This window comes from Bdellovibrio sp. GT3, from assembly GCF_037996765.1.
Lineage (GTDB): Bacteria > Bdellovibrionota > Bdellovibrionia > Bdellovibrionales > Bdellovibrionaceae > Bdellovibrio.
The window spans coordinates 1,028,774-1,046,290 of sequence record NZ_JBBNAD010000005.1; the positions used below are offsets into that span (position 1 = coordinate 1,028,774).

Here is a 17,517-nt window from a genome sequence, read left to right on the forward strand (position 1 = left end):
TCCATTCGTTTTGATTTCGAAATTTTCTGGCCGACGGCCTTGCTGACTCTAACATTCGAGCCATTGCGGTAAGAGTATGGAGGGAGAGCAAGGAGAATCTAGCTATGAAAATACCCTGGAGAGTCTTTCTTGGTTCATTTGCCGTTGTGTGCCTCTTTGATGCAGAACCCGTCGGCGCTCAATACACTTCAGGTCCGAATGGCCAGCGCGAGTACTTTCCCGCCGCTGACTACATAGCCTTGTTCGAGAACATGAGTGTGGACGACATCCGAAATACAGTTTTACAATCCTGGATTCATGGCGTGAATCCGGCATATTATTGGCGCTCTGATATGGAAAAAGCATATCAATCAGGCGGAGCTACGGCGCCGGGTCTGAAAGCAAAAGCCGACGAATACTACTTGAGACTCTTGAAGGATGTTTCTGTGGGAAGTGTCAACCCAGAGCAGCTGGGACCTGATATTAAGCTTTCCAAAAAGAACTTCATTTCTGTCAAATACCTGCAGATGCTTGTGAATGCCAGCGGTAATAAGCCAAATCTTGTGATGGACAGTCTGGCGCCACAAAGTCCGCCTTACAATTCATTGAAGGCCGCCATGGCAAAGATTTATCCATCTTGCAGTGACGGAACCTGGGCGCCGCTGAAGCCTTTTAAAAAGGCCCTTAAATTCAATACTAAAAATCCTGCGGTCATCGACATTAAAAAACGCCTCAATCTGCTTGGCTACCCAATTGGAAATTTTGATGAAACCTTTGACGCTGAAACGGTGCGGGCAATTAATGACATTCAATGGAATTTGCATTGGAAACCCGATGGTGTGTTGTCTCCAGGGGGCCGTACTTGGAAGTTCTTAAGTGTGTCGTGTAAAGATCGTACACGCCAGTTGCAAGCTGACATGGAAAAGATGCGATGGTTTCCACAAACTTTTCCTGAACGATATGTATTTGTAAATACGGCGATGACGTACTTCGGGATGGTGGATCGGGCGCAGCCTTACTCCATGGCATTTAAATCTATCAGTGGCCGTCCTGCCAGAAAAACTCCGACCATGGCCGACAGTATCGTGCGGGTCATTCTGAATCCATTCTGGGTGGTACCGCCTACGATCTTTATTGAAGACAAGGTTGAAGAGATCAAAAAGCTAAGCCGGTCGGAAATAAACCGTTACTTTGACTCGCACAACTACGAAGTTTGGAACAGGGAGTTCACGAAGCGGTTGGATCCTGCAAGTATCGACTGGTGGGCGATTGATTCCGGCGCGGATGCAAATATCTACATTCGACAAAAGCCACATATGGGAAATGCCTTGGGAGTGGTCAAGTTTGATCTCACCAACTCATACTCCATTTATTTGCATGATACCAACCAACGGGAATTGTTTGCGCAAGCAAACAGGCAGCTAAGTTCGGGCTGTGTGCGATTGGAAAAACCTTTGGATCTGGCGGAGTATCTGCTGAAGGGAACGGAGTGGGATCGCCAGGCAATTGAAAGCACCGTAGCGCAACCCGGTCAGGTCATGACCAAGGATACTAAGATCAGATTGCCGCAGGCGATGCCGGTCTATATCGGCTTTATTACCTCGCAAATGTTTTCGGATCGCGTGATCCGGTTTGCAGAGGATTCGTATAAGCAAAATTCAGCAATTCTATCGTTGATGCGAGCGCCTTTCTAGGGCGCTCAAAGATCAGAAACTACTTACTGTTGGAGCGAATAACTATCGTCGGGATGGAGCTGTTCTTGATCGTATCCCGGGCCGTGCTTCCCAGGAAAGCCTTAACAAATGAGCTTCTTCCATGGGTGCCCATAACCAGATACTGATATCCACCTTTGCTGGTTTCAGCAGTGATCGCTACCTGTGAGCTGGCGCTGTTGTCATCAATTTTGAACGAGCATTTCACACCGTCCACTTTGAAAAGTTTGACCTTCTTCTTAAGGGCTTCCAACGATTTTGAATTCAACGTGTTGATGGTACCTTCATCGATAAAATTAGTTCCAGACATTGCGGCGTACTGATCAGCAATGCGCAGAGTTTCCACTGAGGAGTAAAGCAATACGACCTCGGCCTTGAGGGCTTTTGCCAGTCTTTTCGCATAAGCTTCAGCGCGGCGACTGTTGTTGGTAAGATCGGTTGCCACCAGTATTTTACCTTTGTCGGTCGGTGCTTTGATTACTTTGGGGCCAATGACCATGATTGGCACGATGGCATTTCTGACGACTTCTTCGGCAACGCTACCCAGAAAAAATCTCTCCAGTCCCTTTTTTCCCTGACTCCCCAAAACAATCATTCCGGGCGCAGGAGAAGTATTTTCGAGCCTGAATATCTCGTCGACTGGATTTCCGTAGGCTTCCACAACTTGAACTTTAGGGTTGTTTTGGCGAGCCATATCCAGGGATTTTCTGATGCGCTCGCGGTCGGCGGATTTCAAAGTGATATCGATAGGGTTTTGAACATACAGAAGTTTTACGGGTGCTTTTAACTGGGTTGCAAGACCCAACCCGCATTGTCGAATCAGCTCAGACCTTTTTTTAGCCCCGGGGGTTACATCCAGCACGTCATCGGCAATTAACATATACTTGCTCGCCATAAACACCTCCGAATACTATTGTACTCCTTGTCAGAGTCGAATGTCATTGCCTGAGTTTTGTCTCACTTCTATACTTTGAGGGCTAAAGAAGTGAGGGAGCAAATGGCTTCAATTTTTACTAAGATTATCGCTGGTGAATTGCCTTGTTATAAAATCTATGAAGACGACAAAGTATTGTCGTTTTTGGCATTGGATCAGGTGAATTTGGGACATACTTTGGTCATTACCAAAGAAGAGTTCAATCATTGGACAGAAGTTCCTGCTGACACTTATGCGCATCTACATAAAGTGTCGCAGAAAATTGGAAAAGCAGTTTTAAAAGCTTCCGGATCTCCACGTGTGGGGCAAATTGTGGCGGGTTTCGAAGTCCCTCATTATCATCTGCATTTGATTCCGGCTTGGTCCATTCCTGATTTGGATTTTAAACGTGCACAACGCCGATCTGATGCTGATATGAAGCAAATTCAGCAGGAAATCATCAAACACCTGGGGTAGTCATGCAAAAGCCTAAGGCTCCGGTCAGCGGTGCCATTTACAAACATTATAAAGGCAAGTTCTATCGCGTGATTGGCGTGGGAAAGCATTCTGAAACGTTGGAAGATATCGTTCTGTATGAATGTTTGTATGAAAATTCACTGGGAAGACTTTGGGCGCGGCCCTTGGAGTTGTGGTCGTCACCTATTGAGGTCGATGGGAAAATGGTTCCGCGATTCGAGTTTCAGTATGAATAAAAAAATCCCCGCGTATCAGGCGGGGATTTTTTTTGAAACTTTAAGTTACTCTGGGATTTGGCAGGAGACTTCAAGCAGAACGTCTCTTCTCCAGATTGTATTAACAACGGAGTCGCCGGCTTTTAACAAAGTTGCATCAGCGTAGTAACGGCCTTCACCAGCAATATCAAAAATTTCAAGGGAAACACGGCTGCCATCATTGTTGCGAATGCGGAAACTGTAGCCATCAATGTCACCAATTTTACCGTAGCCGTTCAAAGTTGGTTTGATCACTGTTTCCAGTTGCAGATCATTGTTTTCAGTAACTGTGCAGGAAACCTTCAAGTCTGTGGCTTGCGCGGATGCGCCAATCAAAGTCATCAAAGCTGCCGTAATTAGAGTTTTCATCGTTCCTCCTTGAACATCCTAAATTCGCAAATCTCCGACTCCGTCGGAGGGGTTTGTCATTCTTACAAGGGGCTTTCTTTTCTTCCCGACTGATTCTCAGTTGGTAGTCAGCGGGGAGCATAATTCCAGGGTGAATTTGACGTTTGTTAAGGTCACCTATATGACTCCGCAAGCCCTTATTTATCTTTGCAGGCCTTTGCCTCGGAGAGTACTGATTTGAAGGAGCCGTGCATTCGTTCCGGTCGTTGCTCCAGTACGAATGCCAATCACTAATGTACTGGACGTTTGGGCCAGGCAATTTAACAGGAGACGAAATGAAAACTCTGAAGTTAATGGTAGCCGCATTTTCGGCCGTGTTCGGGATGAGCGCATCGGCAGCCAGCAATCAGGAAATCATCAGCCATATTTCCTACAACGTGATCTCTGCAACATATGTTGAGTTTGCTCATGCAACTGTTTCCTTAAAGCAAGCAGTCGATATTTTCGTTCAAAACCCAAATGAATCCAACTTGGCTCAGGCTCAGGCTGCTTGGCGTGGCGCTCGCATGCCATGGGAGTCTTCTGAAGCTTTCTTGTTCGGTCCGGTGGATTCTCTTGGAATTGATCCGATGCTGGATACATGGCCTTTGAATAAGCAGGATCTTGATTCTGTGTTGGCAATCAACACTCCAATCACGACGGATATGATTCGCGGTCTTGGAACAAACCTTCAAGGTTTCCACACGATCGAGTATCTGCTGTTCGGTGATGGTATCCGAACTAATTCCAGACCCTTGTCTCAATTCACACAAAGACATTTTGAATACCTTCAAGCAGCAGCCCAATTGGAAATGGAGTATGCTGTGGCGTTGGCCAATTCCTGGACAACCAACTACAATCCGGAAGATACAACAACTCCGGGTTATTCTGCCATTTTTGCTCAACCAGGTTCAAATAATCCGTTTTACACTTCCGACGCTGCAGTTATGGAAGAGCTTGTGAATGGCATGATCGCCATTGCAGACGAAGTGGCCAACGCAAAAATTGCTGAGCCAATGGGTGCTGATATTAGCTCTGCAAATGTGGGTTTGATCGAGTCTCCGTTTTCCTGGAACTCTTTGAATGATTACACCTTCAATATCCGTTCAATTTACTCAGTTTATACTGGTACCTACAGAACTTCCAAAGGACCTGGAATCAAAGCCATGGTTGAGCGTCACAATCCTCTACTGGCACAACAGATTGAACAACACATCCTTGCATGCATGCAGTTGATTCAGGCGATCCGTCCTGCGGGCGGCGGTGACATGGGTCAGGCGATATTCACTGTGGATGGTCGTCAACGTGCAACTCAGGCGATTCAGGCTTTGAATCAGTTGCAAGCCGTTTTGGAAACACAAGTTTTGCCCTTGGTTGACAAGCAATAGATGAAAACTCCAGCTCTGCTATTAACACTTCAATTGTTCATTGGTGGAGCTGCGATTGCCGCTTCAAATTCCCATGCCATCGACATGGATTACGTGCACGCGGTCATGTCGGGTGGTGATACCACAGTTATTTTTAAGCGAGAGTCCATTCAGGCGTTCAGAAATCCTGCCGCGAATTTGACTGAGGATGAAATCCGACGTCATTTTACCGGTGATGCTTTGTTTGAAAGAAATTTTTCTGACGATCCTTCGCGCCAGGATCATGGCTTGGGTCCTGTTTTCAACAATACAAACTGCAATGCCTGCCATGCCAAAGACGGTCGTGGGGCTCTTCCTGTTTTGCCAATTGGTCAGGAGAAAGTTTTGCTTCGTCAAAACGAGGCGGTTTTCTTAAGAATCAGTATTGAAACGGCAGTACCGCAAGCGAAGTCTGCTTCCAATAATTGGGGAGCACCAACTCCGGTACCTGGTTTTTCTGATCAATTGTTTCACTTGGGTTCGCTGGGAGTTCGCCCGGAAATGCAGGGGGTCGGTCAGGCTCAGGTTTGGATGAGCTATGAAACTTCACAGTTCACATATCCTGACGGATCAGTTGTTGGACTACGCAAACCGATCTTCACAGTGACTGCTCCGTACGACCAGTATTTTGACTCAGTGACCGGGCAAGTTCGGTCACGATTGTTCGAGAAAGACGTTAAGATGGGTCCTCGTATGGGGACGCCGATGATCGGCTTGGGATTGCTTGAGGCGATCAAAGAATCTGACATTCGATCTTTGGCGGCTCGCGATCTGTCGGCGGAAGGAATCTCCGGTCAGGTTAACATGGTATTTGATATTGAAAAGTCCATGAGAGGTGAGGCGTATCCGGTGTCGTTGGGTCGTTTTGGTTTGAAAAACAACACGCCTTCGGTATTTCATCAATCGTTGGGGGCTCTTCGTGGTGATATCGGCGTAACTAATTATGCATTTCCCAATGAAAGCATCGTGGATACACCGCTTTATGAGAAGTTCATGGAGAACCGTCCACAACTTCCAGCGCCTCAGGCAGCAAATCAGGTTGCCGACGATATAGTTTTTTACTCTCAAACACTGGCTGTTCCTTCCCGTCGCAATGTGGATAATCCCGTTGTAATTGAAGGCGCCCGATTGTTTAACCAAACCAGTTGCACGAGCTGCCATCAACCAAGTTTTGTGACGGGACCTCATGCGATCTCGGCCTTTGCCAATCAAAAGATTTACCCATTCACTGACATGCTACTGCATGACATGGGACCTGGTTTGGCGGATGGTCGCAGAGATTTCGATGCTTCAGGCAATCAGTGGAAGACTCGTCCACTATGGGGTATCGGACAAACTCAAACGATCAATCCACGCGCTGGCTTTCTGCATGATGGACGTGCACGCACTCTGGAAGAGGCCATTCTGTGGCACGGAGGCGAAGCGGAATATTCCAAAACCAAATTTACTCAACTTACCAAGGATCAACGTATCGCTTTGATTCAGTTTTTGAAGTCCTTATAATCAAGACTTAGAAACAGTGGAAACCCAGACTCCGAATCAGTTATGATTGACGAAAGCCTCTATTGGGGCTGGGAAGGGGGTGGTCTTATGGTTAAAACATGTGACATAACCAAGGCGGAGGTGGCGGCTTCTTAGCCGACTCGACCTTCGCCGAGGAATCGAAAGTATTCCAAACAAAGGCGGCTCTCAAGGCCGCCTTTCCTTTTTTCAAATCTGGCCCTCGCATTTCAGTTCTTAGCCTCTCTTAAATATACGAAATTCCGATAAATTCACAGCTATGATGGATGATCAAAACGACGCAAATGATCTGCCGGATTTTTCCGGACTGATAGACTTTGAGCAAATCGAAGAGGTTTCGCGCGTCTTTTTTGAGGAGTCCAAAGAAATTCTGCAAGGTCTCGATGCGCAAATCATGAAGCTTGAAGATGCGCCAAATGATATCGAGCAAATCAATGTGTTGTTCCGAAAAGTACATACTATCAAAGGCAGTGTGGGATCTGTTCCCGGCGGTCAGTTGCTGGCTTCCCTGTCACACGAATTCGAAGCATTGCTTACGCGTATCAAGCGTGAATCGCAAACAGTCTCCAAGGAATGCATCGATTTATTCCTATTGAGTTCGCGTCTGATGAAGCAACTTGCGGATGCCTTGCGTGAAAAGCGTGATTTGTATCCGGAGGAGCTAAGCGAAGTGATCGAAACAATCACTCGTTACAATGGTTTCCAGTTTTCAGGGGAAGCTCCCAAGAAAACCAAGAAGATCTCCAAGTCATCTGCTCCATCAAGTGATGAGGATGGCGTTTGGATGTCGACCAAGCAACTGAATGAAATGCTGCGCTTAAGTGGTGAGCTGCTGGTGCTTAAGAATTTTTTCGCAATGATGAATCAGACAGTGAACTTCCGCATGGAACCGGAACTGTTTGAGCGTCGCCAATCCGATTTTTCACAAAACCTCTCCAAGATCACAGATCAATTCCAGAGCCAGCTTCAGGTAATTCGCAAGGAAAAGGCCGACGAGAGCTTTCAAGGAATTCCGGTCTTGGTTCGTCAGACTGCGACCGAGCTTAATAAGACAGTGAACCTGGAGATGAACGGTTTGGACTTTTTCATCGATAAGTCTTTGGCGAAGGACATTTCTGAATCACTGATCCATCTGGTGCGCAACTCCATCGATCACGGTATTGAAGATCAGTTTGAAAGAACGGTGGCAGGCAAGCCTTCCATTGGACAGTTGTCGATCGAAATCACGGATCGCAGCGGGACCATATATGTTGTCATGAAAGATGACGGTAAAGGTTTGGATCGCGAGCGCATTCTAAAACGTGCTCTTGCCAATGAACTGATCAGGCCTGAAGACGTCGGTTCTGTTTCTGATGAGGAAATATATAAGTGTATTTTTGAGCCAGGGTTTTCCACCAAAGAAAAGATCACAACCGTCTCCGGTCGTGGTGTGGGAATGGATGTGGTATCAACCCTGGTTGAAAAATACGGTGGTAGTATTTCAATATCAACTCAAAGTGGCTTGGGAACGACCTTTACTCTGGTTTATCCAGCACCGTCGCATATCCTGGTGGAAGCAGCAATGCTGGCGACTTGGAATGGTTTCCAAATTGCCGTGCCGTTAACTTCTGTGGCCCATATCACCTCGTGCAGTGGTCTGCAGTTGAATCGCATCGAACATCTTCGCTATTGTCAGTTCCACAATCAAACAGTGCCGCTACTAAGTTATCAGGAGATTCGTGAAGACAGATTGAATCTGGACGAATCCAAAGTGTCGGCAAGCACTGCTGTTTTTATCAGAGCAAAAAACTCAATGGTGGCATTGCTGGTGGATCGGGTAGAGGCCCAGACAGATCTTGTGGTTAAGGGATTCGGGAATATCGTTAAAGAGCAAAAGGGCTTTAAAGGGTTCTCGATTCTTGCAGATGAAAAGGTCACCTATATCATTGATCCTGAACAGTTGCTGGCAATGTTAAAACAGGCTCTACCTATGGAGAACGCGGCATGAGTGACATCTTCGGCGATGATTTTACATGGGAATTGAAAAAGTACTTCCTGGAATCAACCAGTAAAGATGTTGAGTCATTTATTGATTTGCTTGATGACTCGACGCTGGCGAAAGTCACGCTCGAGATACGCGAATCCGTCGATTCCTGGCAGATCGATGCCAAAACCAATGAGTTTGCTCAGTTGGAATCCTGGCTTGCCGACTTTAAAAGCAAAATAGACTCCTTGGACACCGTTGAACAGTTGCGCACCGGACTCGGCTTACTGCTGAAGTATTTAACTGCGCTTTTGACGGAAAAAAAGGACAGTGAGGAACTTGTCGCTCGATTCCCGCTGGTTGCGCAAAGCAATCGCGAAGCTTTGTTCCTGCATTGCAAAACCGGAACTCAGGAATTTGTTGTTCCGATCGGCAACGTCATTGAGATCAGCGGAGTTCTGCCTGTGTACATACTGCCGGATGCCCAGCCAGGTTTGGCGGGTTTATTGCCGTTCCGTGGGGATGCGATTCCGGTGATTGATTTGAATTCCTACGGCTTTCATGCCGTGGATTTAAGTAAGTGCTACTATGTCATCTGCGAACATGAAGGCATGCGCTTTTCATTGAAGGTGACAGAGGCAGACGAGTTAATAAGTTTAAAAGACAGAGATATGCAAAATTTAAGTGATCATCCAACGATGCTTTCGGTGCCTTTCATCAAACAGTTCTTTGTAAAAGACAAGCACAGCGTGATGGTACTCGACATTGAAAAGTTGGTGGCCGCATGAATTCACATTATTTGTATCCAGGTAAGTACGCAGCATTTAAAGAAGAGACGATTATTTCAACCCTTCTCGGTTCTTGTGTTGCCGTCGCGATCTTTGATCCGACTACAAAAATTGGCGGGTTGAATCACTATCTTTTGCCCGAAGCCCAGTCAGGGGAGCGTGCAAACTCCCGCTATGGAAACTTTGCCATTCAGATGCTTGTGGATGATTGCCTGCGTTTAGGCGCAAATCGCAGTCAATTGAAAGCAAAGATTTATGGCGGTGGCAACGTTATCAGTGTGTCCTCGCTGGGTGATGCCATTGGCTCCCGAAATATCGAATTCGCTGAAACAACATTGCGCCAGCTGGGCATTCCGATAGTTGATAAGAATGTCGGTGGCGAATCCGCTCGAACGATCAAGTTTAATACCGCGACGGCGGATGTCTTGCATAATCAAACCAAAGAAGGCAGCTCGGAAAGTCCAGTGGACGTTTCGGGGTTTAAGCCACTGGCCGTTGCAAAAAGCATTAAGGTGCTGATTGTTGATGACTCGGCAACAGTACGTACATTGTTCAGTAAGATATTCACCGCCAGTGGTTTGGAAGTGGTTGGAGCTGCCGCTGATGCCTATCAGGCCCGTGACCTAATTGTTAATAAAAAGCCGGACGTGATGACCCTGGACATCGAGATGCCAAAAATGTCCGGTGTAATGTTTCTGGAAAAGATCATGACTCACTTTCCGATTCCTGTGGTCATGGTTTCGTCATTGGCCAATACAGGTGAAGCGGCCTTGAAGTCATTGAATTTGGGGGCTGTTGAGTTCGTTCACAAGCCGTCACAGTTTGATCCTCAAGTTTTAAAGCAATTGGCAGAACAGTTGGTAACCAAGGTTCGTGCTGCAGCTTCAGTAAATGTTATTAAAAAGCTCAAAGAAAATCCAGCACCCGAAGTTCGGGCTTCAGCGCCGACAGTGGCTTTGCGTCGCGCGGCGGAATTGAAGCTGGTTGTTGTTGGTGGTAATTCAGGAAGTGCCGATGCATTGGAGAAATTCATCACCAATCTTGCGGCGGATACACCACCAGTTGTAGTCTCTTGTAGTACTGTTACAAACTTCGTGACGGCCTATATATCTAAGCTAAAGGGTAATTCAAAAGTATCTTTGGTAGTGGGTAAAGATGGTGATTTCCTGCGAATGGGACACGTGTATTTCATTCCTTCGGAACATCATGGTAAAATTGCTCCAGGCGCACAAGGCCCTATGTTGAAATTGGAAAAGGGAGCCCCGGTGGCTTCTCAGTTGCCTTCCAGCAACGTGCTGTTTCAATCAGCTGCAAGTGCCTACGGAAAAGGTGTTTTCGCCGTCCTTCTTGGGGGATTTGGCACGGACGGCGTAAATGGTTTGACCGAGGTGCAGAAACTCGGGGGTGCGAGTGTTGTTCAGAATCCATCTGAGGCTCAGTTTCCGTATGGACCACAAAAAGCCATTGAACTTGGCGTGGCGGATGAGGTACTAAAAGCAGAGGCTTTGGCTGGATACTTAATGCAGTATCGTAACCAAAATCTTTACTAATACTGTTCCTTTTGAGGTCCGTTTTGGAAATTCTAAATTTCGTTTCCGGAGAATTCAAATCCTCCGGAAATCAAAAGACATTCTTGAAGCTTTCACCTTTTGATAATTCCGAATTGGCTCGGGTTGCAGAATCCGATGCGATGGATGTAATTCTGTGTTTGCAAAGCTCAAAGAAGGCGTTGGCCTCTTTCGAAACCTCGACGCGGGAACAGCGCGCAGAACTACTAAATAAGTTAGCGGATTATTTCGAAGTCCATGCCCAGGACATTGCGCTTCGTGAAGCCCTTCATCAAGGCTTGCCTCAAAAGTTTGTTTTAAAGAACAGTGTAAATGTTGCGATTGCAACTCTGCGTTCCACGGCTGCAAATCTATTGATACCATTGCCATCAGATATTGGTGTGAAAGCAACGGGATTGGTGGGAATCGTAACTCCCTGGTCGCTGTCTTTAAGAATGGTGACGGAAAGACTGGCTCCTGCATTGGCAGCGGGCAATGCCGTGATCGTAAAAGTATCTGAACATTCTCCGATCACTTCTGCCATTCTGGGTGAAGCATTTAAATCCATCGAGTTACCAGCCGGACTGGTGCAGGTATTAAACGGAGGCGCAGAAGTGGCGCAAGTGATTGCAGGGCATCCTGCAATTCGCGCTGTTTCAGCAGCGGGTAAATCCCAAACCATGGAAGCCATTGCGAAAGCGGCCCTGCCACAAATGAAGAAGCTTCAACTCAGTGGTGGAGCAAAAAATGCCGCTATCGTTCTAGGTGATTTTGATTTTAAAAATCGCATGGCAGAAATAGTGGAACCATTTTTATTGGGACAAGGACAGATGTGCTGGAACTCAACTCGCTTGTTTGTGCTTGAAGCCTTTGCCAAAGAGTTCAATGAGGAGTTGAAATCGTTCATGTCGTCCTTAAAGCCACTCACCTCTCCTCAAGGTGATTCTGTGTGGACTCCCTTAATCTCCAAAGATCGTGTGGAGATTTTGCAGCAAAAAACGCAATTTGGAATTTCCGAGCATGGAAAAGTTCTGGCGCAACCAGAGTCCGAGTCATCCGGAAATTTTGTGAAACCAACTTTTATGTTGGATCTGCCAAATTGCTCCGTGATGCAACAAGATGAATTGTCAGCTCCTTTGTTCTTGGTGACAGCGGTGAAGTACCAGCACGAAGCCGTGAAATGGACTAATACGTCTTATCTCGCGCACTCTGCAATTGTTTGGTCCAGCGAAGAAAAGTTCCAAAAGGTTGCGGAGAAACTGGAAGTTGGACATGTATCTTTGAATACATGGATGAGTCAGATGAACTATCCCGTGGTGGGCATCAAACAATCCAGCTTCGGCGTGATGGATATGTTGTGGAGTGGCCCGTTCTATTCGGATGTGAAAAAGTTGACGATGGTGCCATAACGTCAAATTTGTGACGAAATGGCCTGTCGGATTCTTGGCGCGATTTAGTTCAAAATGTGCGTTCTAGCACGAGTTTTGACATCACAGTGAGAGCAGAATGCCTCTTCGGTAATCTCAGAAATATTTGGATCAGATACGTGTCGTAGTTCAAGTACAGTGCCGCAAAGTATGCAATTGTTTTGGGAAATTATAAACTCGCGGTGCTTGGGGCTGTCGGTTTTCTCGAAATAATTTACTTTTGTATCTTCCATGTTGCCTCATCCTTGAGCTGATCACCTGCATCCATGCAGGGAAGCATCATGGTGCCAATGCAAGATCCGTTCACAGGCCAAAGTCCGGACGCCGGACAACAAATCCAGCACAAATCAATCTGCCGTGGTGCCGATATTGGAAACCGTGAATCCCGGAAGCAAATAACGGGAGTGGAAATGAAGTCGGTAGTAAGTGTTTTAGCGGTTTTAAGTCTTTTCAATTTGGTCGCTTGTGTTGAGGTCATGGATAAAGATGATCTAAAAGGCGAGGTTGTGGTGAAGGAAATCCGCAACTTGGTCATTGATGAGCCCTATTTTCTGGTAGATGGGGATTTTGTCCCGGCTCGTCGGTTAACGAATAAACCCAATGCTGAAATGGCTTTGCTGGGAGATCGGCAAACCTATGCTCTTTCCGTGGACGTTCTAACATTTACGGACAAGGGTGTCCTGTTCACGATGGGACAGGATGTTCGTATTTCTGCACGTGTTTTGGAATCCCAAAATGGATGGATCACCACTTTTCCTGCAGATCATGAAGCAAGGCTTGTGGCCGACGGGGTGTCTGGCGGAAATATCTCACTTCAGGTGGAAAGAGCTTCTGGTTCGCTTAATTTGGTTATGCAAGGTGAACGCGGAGGTGTTGGATTAACTGGCGGTGATCCGCATCCTTCCATGGATGGAAAGTCATTTCCACTGCCCAGGCCGATGAATGGATTTGGTTGCACGCAACCTAAGGAAGGTGCGCCAGGTGGTCTTGGAGCCCGCGGTGGCATCTCGGGTAGCGCACATATTGAAATTCTGGATGGTGAGGGTTTTGTGTTGAATGCCAAGGCCTCACCCGGTTTGGGCGGAAGAGGGGGACCTGGTGGAGCCGGTGGTCGTTATTGTATGGGCAGTCACAAGCGCGGCCCATCAGGAGCGACGGGACCAGTGGGTGCTGAAGGAACTGTTCAAACGATTTGTGTTAAAAGAGGCAGTAGGGAGTTGCAGTGCAAGTAGAAAGCAAAAAGGCGCGATGTGAATCGCGCCTTTTTGCTTTTAAAGATAACTTGTTTTAAGTTTTGCCTCTGATTCGTATCTCTCAAAAGCAAATCCGATCAATTTCGTGATCAGATCCTTGTATCCCACTCCCGTGGCTTCCCACATTTTTGGATACATCGAAATCTTCGTGAATCCCGGGATGGTGTTGATTTCATTGATATACAATTCACCATTCGGTCTTAGGAAGAAATCCACGCGAGTCAAACCGTCGCAACCCATAGCCTGATACGTTTTCTTGGCCATATCCTGCAGGCGTTGCAAAGTTTCGCCGTGAATCTCTGCAGGAATCTTCAACAAAGCGCCATTATCGTCAAGATACTTCGCTTCGTAAGAATAGAACTCATGCTGCGGAATCACTTCACCTGGAAGAGAAGCTTGAGGCGCATGATTGTGACCCATAACTGAACATTCCACTTCACGACCTTGGATGAATTCCTCTGCCAGAACTTTATAGTCGAACTGAAATGCATCCTGCAGCTTCACTTTGAAATCGTCAGCCGTTTTGATTTTATGAACGCCCACTGATGAGCCCGCGTTTGCAGGCTTGATAAAGAATGGCGTACCCAGGTTCTTAACGATTTCGTCGTAGGAATTTTCCTTGTGCGGAGTCAGCAGCATATAGCGCGCATTAGGAATCTTTGCGTCAGCCAGAATGTGCTTCATTACCGCTTTATCCATACCAGCAGCAGATGACCAAACACCGCAGCCCACGAACGGAATATTCACCATCTTGAAGATGCCCTGAATAGTTCCGTCTTCACCCATGGTTCCGTGCATGATTGGGAAAGCACAATCAACTGAAGTTTTTGTGCTGTTTTTCAAAGAGTAAAGAACCGGTTTGCCCAGATCGCAAATCAAGGCCACAGGTTCAGCATTTGGCGGCAGAGCTTTATCGTCAATTTTTGTGACTTGAGTGAAAACACTCATGTCGGGAAAACGGTACCAAGTTCCATCAGAACTGATGCCAATCAAAATAGGAGTGAATTTTTCTTTGTCCAAAGCATCTGCGATGTTTTTTGCCGAGCGCAGGGAGACTTCGTGTTCTGCTGATTTGCCACCGAAAATAAGTGCCAGTGTCTTTTTCATTTTAATTCCGTCCGTGAGTTAAAACATTCTAAATCTATCTAAATTAAGCCCATTCAACGATTTCGTGAGCCAGGCCGAAAATTCCCGCGAAGACTTCGTTAGGTCTCGCATCGCCGTACATATATGCCGGAGTCGTCACAACTTTTGTTTCGCGATCTGTGATGTAATCATCCACCGGGCATTCTTCGTGTAGTGCGCCGGTTTTCTGAATTTCTGCAGCAGTCGCCGGATCATTTCCAATGGTCACTGTGACTTTCTTTTTACCCAGAACTTTTGCAACAAGCACTGGAGCGATACAACAAGCACCAATAGGTTTGCTGGCTTCATAAAATTCCAGGATCACACGTTTAACTTCTGCGTTTACATCGCAATCCGCGCCTTTTTCAGCCCAGTTGCAAAGATTTTTCGCAGCACCGAAACCACCCGGGAAAACCACAGCATCAAAATCCTTGGCATGAAGATGTGCCAGGGATTCAACGTGACTGCGCGCAATGCGGGCAGATTCTTTCAAAACATTTCGTGTTGTGCCTGTTGGAGATTTTGCGACGTGATCGACTTCGTGCAATTCGATATCAGGGGCAAAGCAATTTACTTGTGCTCCTGCTTGGTTAAGTGCAATCAACAAACTGACTGACTCAGTGATTTCAGCGCCATCAAGATAACCGCAACCAGAAAGGACTACTGCGATTTTTTTCATAAAAAAACCTCCGGGAGAGATTTCACTCTACAGGAGGTCCTTGTGTCTGGCAATCAAGTGCTGGTTATTACTGGCTGCCAGTGCGTTGAAAGTTTGTAAGACGGTTGCACACCGTGACTAAAACTTTTGATGAATCGGGGATCTGAACCAGGCCACGATTGCAGTAGTCCAAGACGCGCCCAAAAAAAGGCAGATCTTGCGTGACCGAAATACTGTAGGTGACCTTCTGCTTTTCCGTGGCTGTTCCAGTTTTCATCAAAATCGACCAATCAAATGTCACTTTTTTAACATTGAGCTCACAGTTTGGAATTCCGCCGCAGTTAGGTTGCTTTTTAATAAGGTCAGGGGCAGGGCGTACTTCTGTGACAGATGTCAAATTGCTACATTTGATTTCGCAGGAATCGAGCTTCAACTCTTCTTTGCAGTATTTTTGAAGGTCGTCAGTCATAACACAGGCATTTGCCAGCATCACAACGCGCTCGAAACCCAGGGTCAATTCATAGTCGTCAGCTTTGGTAGTAACATCACTTTTTTTAGTTAAAACTGATTTTAAAGTTTTCAATCCTGCTGACTGGGCAGTCAGATCGTTGCCTTTGCTGACGGTGCGGTATTGTTTGCGAGTCGACTGCGAGGAATTGTCTCCTGTGATGACCGCAGTTTGATATAGGAATGTATACTCGTACTTCTCAGCAGTCTCGGCGATTTCTGAAATCGTGGTTCCTTCCTGGAGAACCAGGCGGGGATTCATTGTGTCGATTTGTTGATCTGTCTCCTGAAGAAGGAAATCACCTTTAAGCATTGTCAGAGGGCTGACTGAGCCCCAGGAATCAACCAAAGAAGTGGTTACTTGCTCAGCTGTTGCCGGAGTGAACTCGTCTTCCAAATCCGGTGTTTTCATACAGGACAGAGTGGATGCGATGACCGTCGCAAGGGCCACTCGTTGAAGGTATTTATTCATATGGAATCCCAACCCCAAATCCACAGCTGCAGGGGCATGATTTTATCGAATTTTTGAACGGTCTCTTCTTTAAAGATGCCAATTGCGCGATAGTCGATCGGGCCGAACAACAAACGAACCATATCTGTTTCATTGTTGATCGTATAAAGATCCTGACCGATACCAAAAACGAAGTTATCCGGGTGTTTTTCCAGAACAAAATCCGCAATACCTTCCGCGCGGAAAGCACGTTTAATTTTTGCAGACAATTGATCGAAGTTCACAATTTTGATCATGCCCAGGAAGCCGCTGTTTTTAGTCACAGAGCGAGTTTCCAGTTCGCGAATCAAGTTTTGCGAGTGTTTTGGGCAAATAATTGTAAACGGAGTGCCTTTTTTAGCTCTGATAAAGCTTAACAAGGACAGCAACGCCGGCGTTGAACCACCCCATTCGTGGATATAGCCGCCCAAATCGATACCTTTGCCTTCAATGGCATACGCCGCCAGTTGGCCGCTTGGTTCCCAGGCTGTGTAGATTTGCGTTTGTGGAATGCTCAGGAACTTACGAGTTTCCTCGATCGAGCGCACCGAGTTCACGGAATGTTTGGAATAAAGACGGTAAATAGCATCCGGTGCAACTCGATTGTCAGTGGAGTAGCTGAGGTTGCTGATAGGCATATCGAAGTTATCTTCGATAACGAAGCTGATTTCACTGCCGGCAAGTTCAAAGCCCATACGGCGGTAGAAATCGAACAAATCCGTCCATAAAATAGCGATATCACAGGATTGTTCCTGGGCTGAGCGAAGGCAATCTTTGATTACAGTCGTGCTCAAACCCTGTCCACGATGGTTGTCATCGGTAACCACAGAACCAATGGCCGCCACTTTATAGATGACGTGGGGGGACTTAATAATAAGAGGTTTCAATACCGCATGGGAAAGAACGCGCTCTTCATCCGCGATAATACGCATATTGTGCAAGTTGTTAGAGGTAAACGCCGTTGGGTACTCGGCAGCAATGGACCAAGGGGCTTCTGAACGTAGTTTTTTATTCAAAAAATCCAAAACTTGGGGAAGCTCAGTTTCCCTAGGCGAACGTGGTCCTTCCATGAACCCTCCTTTTGACAGTCTCCTTTAGAATAGCGGGATT

The 17,517-nt window shown here is 46.6% G+C and carries 16 protein-coding genes; 10 read left to right on the plus strand and 6 right to left on the minus strand.

Going from position 1 to position 17,517, the window contains the following annotated elements:
* Positions 1–104: 104 nt before the first annotated feature.
* Positions 105–1,673, plus strand: a complete 1,569-nt coding sequence (locus AAAA73_RS12430) for a L,D-transpeptidase family protein (RefSeq protein ID WP_340598645.1) — start codon at positions 105–107, stop codon at positions 1,671–1,673.
* Between the two features lie 19 nt (positions 1,674–1,692).
* Here the strand turns inward: AAAA73_RS12430 and AAAA73_RS12435 are convergent, their stop codons facing one another.
* Positions 1,693–2,586 carry a universal stress protein gene (locus AAAA73_RS12435; protein ID WP_340598646.1) on the minus strand — a complete coding sequence of 298 codons (894 nt, stop codon included), beginning with the start codon at positions 2,584–2,586 and terminating at the stop codon, positions 1,693–1,695.
* Positions 2,587–2,688: 102 nt separating this feature from the next.
* On the opposite strand from AAAA73_RS12435, the gene AAAA73_RS12440 reads away from it, so the two are divergent.
* Together AAAA73_RS12440 and AAAA73_RS12445 are read left to right on the plus strand one after the other, a co-directional pair.
* Complete coding sequence (locus AAAA73_RS12440) at positions 2,689–3,081, plus strand: HIT family protein (protein WP_340598647.1); 393 nt, start codon at positions 2,689–2,691, stop codon at positions 3,079–3,081.
* Positions 3,082–3,083: 2 nt separating this feature from the next.
* Positions 3,084–3,317 carry a DUF1653 domain-containing protein gene (locus AAAA73_RS12445; protein ID WP_340598648.1) on the plus strand — a complete coding sequence of 78 codons (234 nt, stop codon included), beginning with the start codon at positions 3,084–3,086 and terminating at the stop codon, positions 3,315–3,317.
* 45 nt (positions 3,318–3,362) lie between these two features.
* On the opposite strand, the gene AAAA73_RS12450 is transcribed toward AAAA73_RS12445, so the two are convergent.
* A complete protein-coding gene (locus AAAA73_RS12450) occupies positions 3,363–3,704 on the minus strand; it encodes a hypothetical protein (RefSeq protein ID WP_340598649.1) in 342 nt (113 codons plus the stop codon).
* A 314-nt stretch (positions 3,705–4,018) separates the two neighbouring features.
* Here AAAA73_RS12450 and AAAA73_RS12455 point away from each other — a divergent pair, with 314 nt between their 5' ends.
* The 7 genes from AAAA73_RS12455 to AAAA73_RS12485 all read left to right on the plus strand — a co-directional run bounded on the left by AAAA73_RS12455 (position 4,019) and on the right by AAAA73_RS12485 (position 13,606).
* A complete protein-coding gene (locus tag AAAA73_RS12455; protein WP_340598650.1) occupies positions 4,019–5,110 on the plus strand; it encodes an imelysin family protein in 1,092 nt (363 codons plus the stop codon).
* Positions 5,111–6,631 carry a di-heme oxidoredictase family protein gene (locus AAAA73_RS12460; protein ID WP_340598651.1) on the plus strand — a complete coding sequence of 507 codons (1,521 nt, stop codon included), beginning with the start codon at positions 5,111–5,113 and terminating at the stop codon, positions 6,629–6,631. It begins immediately after the preceding gene.
* Positions 6,632–6,908: 277 nt separating this feature from the next.
* Positions 6,909–8,636, plus strand: a complete 1,728-nt coding sequence (locus AAAA73_RS12465; protein WP_340598652.1) for a chemotaxis protein CheA — start codon at positions 6,909–6,911, stop codon at positions 8,634–8,636.
* Complete coding sequence (locus tag AAAA73_RS12470; protein ID WP_340598654.1) at positions 8,633–9,400, plus strand: chemotaxis protein CheW; 768 nt, start codon at positions 8,633–8,635, stop codon at positions 9,398–9,400. The genes AAAA73_RS12465 and AAAA73_RS12470 overlap by 4 nt, the downstream gene beginning before the upstream one ends.
* The gene (locus AAAA73_RS12475) at positions 9,397–10,950 is read left to right on the plus strand and encodes a chemotaxis protein CheB (RefSeq protein WP_340598656.1); all 1,554 of its coding nucleotides are present in this window, start codon (positions 9,397–9,399) and stop codon (positions 10,948–10,950) included. The genes AAAA73_RS12470 and AAAA73_RS12475 overlap by 4 nt, the downstream gene beginning before the upstream one ends.
* Before the next feature lie 23 nt (positions 10,951–10,973).
* Positions 10,974–12,356, plus strand: a complete 1,383-nt coding sequence (locus AAAA73_RS12480) for an aldehyde dehydrogenase family protein (RefSeq protein WP_340598658.1) — start codon at positions 10,974–10,976, stop codon at positions 12,354–12,356.
* Between the two features lie 299 nt (positions 12,357–12,655).
* Complete coding sequence (locus AAAA73_RS12485) at positions 12,656–13,606, plus strand: hypothetical protein (RefSeq protein WP_340598660.1); 951 nt, start codon at positions 12,656–12,658, stop codon at positions 13,604–13,606.
* A gap of 39 nt (positions 13,607–13,645) precedes the next feature.
* On the opposite strand, the gene AAAA73_RS12490 is transcribed toward AAAA73_RS12485, so the two are convergent.
* From AAAA73_RS12490 to AAAA73_RS12505, 4 genes are all read right to left on the minus strand, one after another.
* Complete coding sequence (locus AAAA73_RS12490; RefSeq protein WP_340598662.1) at positions 13,646–14,734, minus strand: D-alanine--D-alanine ligase family protein; 1,089 nt, start codon at positions 14,732–14,734, stop codon at positions 13,646–13,648.
* A gap of 43 nt (positions 14,735–14,777) precedes the next feature.
* The gene (gene elbB, locus AAAA73_RS12495; protein WP_340598663.1) at positions 14,778–15,431 is read right to left on the minus strand and encodes an isoprenoid biosynthesis glyoxalase ElbB; all 654 of its coding nucleotides are present in this window, start codon (positions 15,429–15,431) and stop codon (positions 14,778–14,780) included.
* A gap of 67 nt (positions 15,432–15,498) precedes the next feature.
* Positions 15,499–16,389 carry a hypothetical protein gene (locus tag AAAA73_RS12500; protein ID WP_340598665.1) on the minus strand — a complete coding sequence of 297 codons (891 nt, stop codon included), beginning with the start codon at positions 16,387–16,389 and terminating at the stop codon, positions 15,499–15,501.
* Positions 16,386–17,477, minus strand: coding sequence for a GNAT family N-acetyltransferase (locus tag AAAA73_RS12505; RefSeq protein WP_340598668.1), 1,092 nt, complete (start codon positions 17,475–17,477; stop codon positions 16,386–16,388). The genes AAAA73_RS12500 and AAAA73_RS12505 overlap by 4 nt, the downstream gene beginning before the upstream one ends.
* Positions 17,478–17,517 lie beyond the last annotated feature (40 nt).